Annotated in this window: 8 protein-coding genes; 5 read left to right on the top strand and 3 right to left on the bottom strand. The window is 67.9% G+C overall.

The window, feature by feature from the left end; all coding sequences use genetic code 11:
• Nucleotides 1-497 (top strand): transposase (locus ACWCQ6_RS35270; RefSeq protein WP_451096318.1); only part of this gene is annotated, 497 nt, incomplete at its 5' end.
• Between the two features lie 8 nt (nucleotides 498-505).
• Here the strand turns inward: ACWCQ6_RS35270 and ACWCQ6_RS35265 are convergent.
• Complete coding sequence (locus tag ACWCQ6_RS35265; protein WP_451096316.1) at nucleotides 506-937, bottom strand: hypothetical protein; 432 nt, start codon at nucleotides 935-937, stop codon at nucleotides 506-508.
• A 209-nt stretch (nucleotides 938-1,146) separates the two neighbouring features.
• On the opposite strand from ACWCQ6_RS35265, the gene ACWCQ6_RS35260 reads away from it, so the two are divergent.
• The 3 genes from ACWCQ6_RS35260 (at nucleotide 1,147) to ACWCQ6_RS35250 (ending at nucleotide 2,995) form a co-directional block, all read left to right on the top strand.
• On the top strand, nucleotides 1,147-1,728 hold the full coding sequence (locus ACWCQ6_RS35260; RefSeq protein ID WP_451096314.1) for a hypothetical protein: 582 nt from the start codon (nucleotides 1,147-1,149) through the stop codon (nucleotides 1,726-1,728).
• Nucleotides 1,729-1,782: 54 nt separating this feature from the next.
• Complete coding sequence (locus tag ACWCQ6_RS35255; RefSeq protein ID WP_451096312.1) at nucleotides 1,783-2,589, top strand: ATP/GTP-binding protein; 807 nt, start codon at nucleotides 1,783-1,785, stop codon at nucleotides 2,587-2,589.
• A gap of 178 nt (nucleotides 2,590-2,767) precedes the next feature.
• Complete coding sequence (locus ACWCQ6_RS35250; RefSeq protein WP_451096310.1) at nucleotides 2,768-2,995, top strand: hypothetical protein; 228 nt, start codon at nucleotides 2,768-2,770, stop codon at nucleotides 2,993-2,995.
• Between the two features lie 505 nt (nucleotides 2,996-3,500).
• On the opposite strand, the gene ACWCQ6_RS35245 is transcribed toward ACWCQ6_RS35250, so the two are convergent.
• Both ACWCQ6_RS35245 and ACWCQ6_RS35240 read right to left on the bottom strand, forming a co-directional pair.
• Nucleotides 3,501-4,040: a hypothetical protein gene (locus ACWCQ6_RS35245; RefSeq protein WP_451096308.1), complete on the bottom strand. Its 540-nt coding sequence runs from the start codon at nucleotides 4,038-4,040 to the stop codon at nucleotides 3,501-3,503.
• Complete coding sequence (locus ACWCQ6_RS35240) at nucleotides 4,037-4,573, bottom strand: hypothetical protein (protein ID WP_451096306.1); 537 nt, start codon at nucleotides 4,571-4,573, stop codon at nucleotides 4,037-4,039. The genes ACWCQ6_RS35245 and ACWCQ6_RS35240 overlap by 4 nt, the downstream gene beginning before the upstream one ends.
• 247 nt (nucleotides 4,574-4,820) lie before the next feature.
• On the opposite strand from ACWCQ6_RS35240, the gene ACWCQ6_RS35235 reads away from it, so the two are divergent.
• Complete coding sequence (locus tag ACWCQ6_RS35235) at nucleotides 4,821-4,991, top strand: hypothetical protein (RefSeq protein WP_451096304.1); 171 nt, start codon at nucleotides 4,821-4,823, stop codon at nucleotides 4,989-4,991.
• The last annotated feature ends 939 nt before the right edge of the window (nucleotides 4,992-5,930 follow it).

The raw sequence follows: 5,930 nt of genomic DNA, 5'->3' as shown, positions 1-5,930 counted from the left end.
CCAAGACCCTGCTGGCCCAGTTGAACGCGGTCTGCAAGGCCGTCGATGAGCTCGCCAAGGCGGTCGAGCGGACCTTCCGCGCCCACCCCGACGCGCCGATCATGCTGAGCTTTCCCGGCATCGGCGCGCAGGTTGGTGCCCGCCTCCTGGCTGAGATCGGTGATGACCGCACGCGCTTTGCCACTGCCAGCGGACTGAAGGCATACGCGGGCGCGGCGCCCATCACCCGGGCGTCCGGGAAACGCAAGTACGTCGGGCGCCGGTTCGTGAAGAACAACCGGCTGAACCACGCCGGATACCTGTGGGCTTTCGCCACCCTCACCCACTCGCCAGGAGCCAACGCCCACTACCGGCGACGGCGCGAGAACGGAGACTGGCATGCCCAGGCCCTGAGGCACCTGTTCAATCGGATGCTCGGGCAGCTGCACCACTGCCTGCTGCACCGATGCCACTTCGAGGAAGGTACAGCGTTTCCCCCGCCTGTCCCCACTGGCTGAACCGAGCCTCAGAAGCCGATGTCCCTGGCTTCGTAGCCTTCCAGCCCAAGGGCCAGCAGGGGTGGCACCAGTGCGTGGAGGTACCAGCTCACATCGGTGAAGCTGGCCGAGCCAGCCAGGCTCCGCCGGTTAATGGTGGGGCTAAAGCTGCAGGCTGTGCGGTGCGGGAAGAAGAGGAGCTGACCGCCGGTGCCCGCTTGCGCGTGGTAGACGCAGACGGCGACGTGGTACTTCGCATGCTCGGGCGCGTCCAGGAGGGCCAGGACCTCCCTCGTGTGGTCGTTGGTGGTCGACTGCCAGTCGTACAGGTCGTTGTCGTTGACCATGTACGAGAGCGGCTCCTCCAGCGACCACCCTGAGGTGGCCAGGGCCTCGACGATGGTCCGGACCGTGACCTCGGGCGCAAACGTGAAGTCGATGTCTGCGGTTCTGGACGACACAGAGGCTCCTGGTGAGGCGATCAGCGGCACCGCATCGTCGCCGACGGCATGGATGGCTGTCGATTGATTTGACGGCTTAGCCGCATCAGGTGTCTCTCTGCAGGAGAGAGGTCCCCCTCATCCACCCCGCCCGGGACAAAGGGCCGTGAGCGTTCGGCTGCGCCGCGTTACGGTGAGCGTCGACTGATCAACACACGGGGGTGGCCTGGATGATGACGACTCGACCGAGGCGCACGGCGGCGCTGTACGGCGCCGTACCGCTCGCTCTGCTGCTCGCCGGATGCGGTGGCGGCGATGACGCGGCGAAGCCGTCTGGAGCCCCGCCAGCCGCCTCGGCGACGCCCGCGCCCGCGACGTCGACAACCGACCCGCAAGCGGCGGACAAGGCCGCGGTGCTCGCCTCGTACACCTCCATGTGGGGCGAGCAGATGCAGGCGTACCGGAAAGCGGACGCCAAGGGCACGGACCTGAAGAAGTACGCGGCGCTGGACGCGCTGTCGAAGTTTGAGGCCGATCTGGCCCACATGAAGAAGAACAGCACCGTGATCCGAGGCGACCTCGGGCACAGCCCGAAGGTGACCGCGCTCGACACGGCCGGGAAGCTGCCCAAGGCCACGGTGCAGGACTGCGTGGACCTGGCGAAGTGGGAGACGCTCGACACCAAGACGGGCAAGCCGATCCCGCTGCCCTCGGCCCAGCCGCTGCGGTACGTCGCGACAGCGACAGCCGAGAAATGGCCGGGCGGCTGGATGATCACCGACTACGCCCCGGACGGGGCGCGCACGTGCTGAGACGGGCGGCGGCGGCCGCCGTGGTCCTGGCGGGCGTTCTCGCCCCGGTGGCGGTTGGCCGATGACGGGACGACCCTCGGCAACGACCCCGGCTGCCGGGGATCGCTGCTGTCGGTCACGGTCTGCGCGTCGGACAACAGCGGCTCGGGCAGTCCGGGCGGCGGTCCGGGCGCCAAGGCAAAGCCCGCCGGCAACCGCGGCTCGGGCGGCTCGGCGCCCAAGTGCACGTACGAGAAGGCGGACCCGCAGCCCCCGGCGGAGAACCTGGCCTGGGACGGCAAGAAGCCCAAGGACGGCGCCATCTACCGAGTCTGGTGCGAGGGCGGCAGGGTCGGCTTCACGTTCGTCCCGACCGGCGCCGCCGGCCCGGCCGCGCCCACGATCGACCCCGAGCTGGTGGCGCGCCGCGCGGTCGACTCCATGAAGCTGGTAGGCCCGAAGGTGGCCAGCCCCCGTGCGGCTGGGAAGTACGTGGTCGGGATGCCGATGTGGATGTGGGTGACCCGCTCGACGTCGTCGTACGGCCCGGCGACCGCGAAGGCGACGGCGGGCGGCGTCACCGTCACCGCCATGGCGAAGGTGTCGACGATCCGGTGGGACATGGGCGACGGCACCACAGTCACCTGCCACGGCCCCGGCACCCCGTACAGCGCTGACCGCGGCAAGTCCACGTCCCCGGACTGCGGCCACCGCTACGAACGGAGCGCCGCAGACCAGCCGGACGGCCGCTACAAGGGCACCGCCACCGCGACCTGGACCGTCACGTGGACGGCCCCCGCCCTCAACGACGGCGGCGAGTTCACCGAGACCCGACAGACCGCGTTCGGCGTGCGGGTCGGTGAGGTCCAGGTCCTCAACTAGGCGGCCGGGCCCGCCCCGACCACAACCCCGACCACAGCCCCGACCACAGCCCCGACCACCGCAGGCCAGGGCCACGCTGCGCCTGGACCACGACCCCGGCCGCCGCACCGGCACCCCGTTGCACGGGAGCCCGGCGGCCGGGGTCGATCGGTGACGCGCTGCCCGTACGATGACCGGCGTGACCGTTCGCCGCGCCCTTGGCACAGGCCCCCAGGCTCCAGCGCCCAGCATCCGCGCCGCCCAGGCCGACCTGCTCGACGCTCTCCCTGGAGAGCGCCTGTCCGACCTCGACGAACTGCGAGCCCGAGGCGTACTCGGCACACGCCCGCCCGCGCCCCCGTCCCCGCGGCGGACCCTCAAAACCGGCGGCCACGCCGACGAGGAACTACCCTGCTATCCGGCCTGACAATTACCAGATCTGCGTTTGCCTTTCAGAGAATCGGCTGAGATCTGCTTTCGGCCCAGAGTTCTCCTGCACTTTCTCCTGCGCTTTCTCTTGCATCATTCCTTGCACTATCTGTTGCCCCCTCTCTCCGGGGCGTCGTGAGTTTATGCAGGTCACCATGCCTGTAAAGGCGTGGTCGGGGTGCTGACATCCCCTCTGCGCACCCCCCTGCCGCCTGAACTGCCGAAATGGAGAGGGTGGGGGCGGGGCGGGCGGAGCGCCTCGGGGATCGGCGGCCGGCCAGTTTTCTCGCGCGCGTCGGCGGGGCCGCGCGCGGGCCGGGCCTGGTGCCCGGCGTCGGCGGCTGTGCCGGTCTGCCCTGCCACTCTTTGTGGCCTGATCCCGAAGAGTCCGCCGGATGCCACCACAACCGCTGATGTATTGACAGAAGGCCCGCAGCCACGGCCGAGCCACCGCCTGCAAGCACAACTGCACCGTTCCGTAGAACGTCGGCCGACATCGTCCCTCATCCAGCGGACGCACCACGGCGCTTGGCTGCCGCCTCATCGAGCCGCTTCTGCCGAAAGGTGAGTTCCTTCCTGCACACCTTCATGGCGTCCTGTTCAAGCCCTTGGTCTGTCACCTGATAGCGATACGGCTCGTACCGCTTCCGAGAGGAGGACACCATGTAGTCCCAAAACGCGTCGTTATCGGCGCTCAAGGGCTTGGTGGCCTCCTCTTCGCTCACGGCACGGGCGAAGCGCATCAGCCTAAAGTCGCGCAGCCGTTGGCAGCCATCCTCCCAGGCGTCTCGGCGGAGCCCGAAAGTGTTCGCCCGCATCTCGCCGTGGACGTAGACACCGGACGTCAGATGGTTGTCCGGGGCCCACTTGCTGAGCACCCTGAACGCGAGCCAGGTGGCGACCTCGGAAGGATTGAGTACCTGAGCCCAGCCGTTCAGAAAGAAGTGCACCGGGATCTCGATCGTGGCGCCGGCGCGCCACTGGTCCTCAGGTACCACGTAGGTATCCGGGCTCTGGTTGCCGCCGCGGCCGGACTCATTCATGAGCCGGAACGACTCGTACAGCCTCTGTTCCCGCTTCCCCCGGCGGACATCGACCAGGGCGTGGCGCGGTAATCGCTACCAAGCCCTTCCAGGGTCCGCAGAGCCCCTTGGACCTGCCGCAGGCGCAGGTCCTCGGCCGTCCTGCCGTTGACGGTTTCGTGCATATACACCCCCGACTTGGCGTCGTAGGCGCCGTCCGTAGCGAAGAGATCCGACCAGGACCCTCGACCTGACAACGGCAGGGCATTCGTCCATTGCTTCCCCGTCTCAAGCCGGCACTGAGCCTCGAAGACCGCGATCAGATAGAAGCGCAGCGCGATCCCCTTGGGAAGCACCAGCCGGGATAGCAAGGAGGGGGCATTGCCATCGTCACGGGGCGCTACCAAAGCGCTGCGCAGAACGATGGACTCTGGCTTCTTCCCATCCCTCCAGAGGTCCTTTAGCGCACTGTTCGCCCCCTCGACAGAACGGATCTTGTCCATCTGCTCCAGTCGGCGCAGCCGCCGCAGGTTGGATTCCCTTGCATCGGCCATGTATCCCCCCATCTCACGTTTCGATCGCAACGTTTTGATCCGCACTATGTAGATAGTCAATAGTTACAAGACAACTTAGTGCGGATCAAAACGTTGAGTGACGCCCTGAAGTTGGGCCTCCGCGCCCAGGATCATTGAGGTGAGGCCTCGTCAGACGGGTCTCGGCGGCTCGCCGTTCGCAGTTGACGCGAACGGCCCCGGGGTGCAACCCGGGGCCGTCTCAGTTCAGACCTCACCAAGGAGACTAGTGGAACCCAACACCAACCAGAATGGCCCCGAGCCCCTGCCCCAGCGATGGGCCATCATCCTCATCGCCAGCTTCGTGGCCGGTGCCGTTGTCCTTCCCCTCGCCGGCCCCCTGGCCGCCCTCGGAGCCGCCGGCGCGACCAGCTTGGGACTGAACCAGCTCATGGCGTAGAGCGCCGGTGCCGGATGCGGGCGCAGGAAGAGCGCGACCGCGTGAAGGCCGAGCGCCAAGCGGCAGCAGTAGCAGGGGCCGTTGCGACAGCAGAGGCGCACACACCGTTCCAGGCCCCCTGTGCGCCTCTCTGAGCGGCTATCAGCCGCTCCGGGCCCCCTGGCCCGGGGCGGCCCGCGTTCGCCGCTCACGGAGAGGCGTGCGGGGGTTCTGGGGCGTCAGGTGCCCGTCGGGCGCGGCGAGCCGGGGCGGGCGGAGCGCCTCGGGGATCGGCGGCCGGCCAGTTTTCTCGCGCGTCGGCGGCGCCGCGCGCGGGCTGGGCCTGGTGCCCGGCTGTGGAGGTCAGCCGTCACGCTGACAATCTCCTCGGATGTTGCGCCGAAACTGGCCCTGCGCGCGGAGGGGCGTTTCGTGTTTTATCAAGCGAGGCTGGGAGGGCATCTGTGCTGATTCCTGAAAAGAGCTGGGTTGATTTTTGACGCACTTTCGGATTCGGAATGAACAGGCTCTCAGATTCCGAATTCAGTTCCTTTCAGGCGCTCAAGGGATGCCTTTTCTGGTAGTGGGTGAGTTCGGGGAGTGGGGTTTTTGAGGGTGCGTGAGATGTCTCAGGTGGTGCGTGCTGATTCCCAATCTCATCTGGGATCATGTTTTGACGCATCGTCCGAGGTGGCATGGTGGGGGAGAGTTCCGGGCGCCGGCCCCCGATCCTCATGTTCCGACCGAGGCCACCCCTCCACCTAGCCAGCCGCCCGCGTAGCGGGCCCTGAGCAGCCACGGAGTGGATGCTCACACGGTCGATGCGGAGCAGCGACCCGTGACCAAGGGCCACGGAGTGGCCCGGCATCCGGGGCCGCAGGCCCGATACCGCGCGGAGCGCGGTGCCTGCTTTTCCGCCGCGTAGTGGCGGCGCGTCGCGTCTGCGGAGCAGACCGCGCG

Source organism: Streptomyces sp. NPDC001880, from assembly GCF_053594575.1.
This window is presented reverse-complemented; position numbering and strand designations above follow the sequence as displayed.

Excerpts from the sequence above, each read along its gene's own strand:
- ACWCQ6_RS35260 (WP_451096314.1), top strand. The coding sequence starts at position 1,147 with ATGATGACGACTCGACCGAGGCGCACGGCGGCGCTGTACGGCGCCGTA.
- ACWCQ6_RS35245 (WP_451096308.1), bottom strand. The coding sequence starts at position 4,040 with ATGAATGAGTCCGGCCGCGGCGGCAACCAGAGCCCGGATACCTACGTG.
- ACWCQ6_RS35240 (WP_451096306.1), bottom strand. The coding sequence starts at position 4,573 with ATGGCCGATGCAAGGGAATCCAACCTGCGGCGGCTGCGCCGACTGGAG.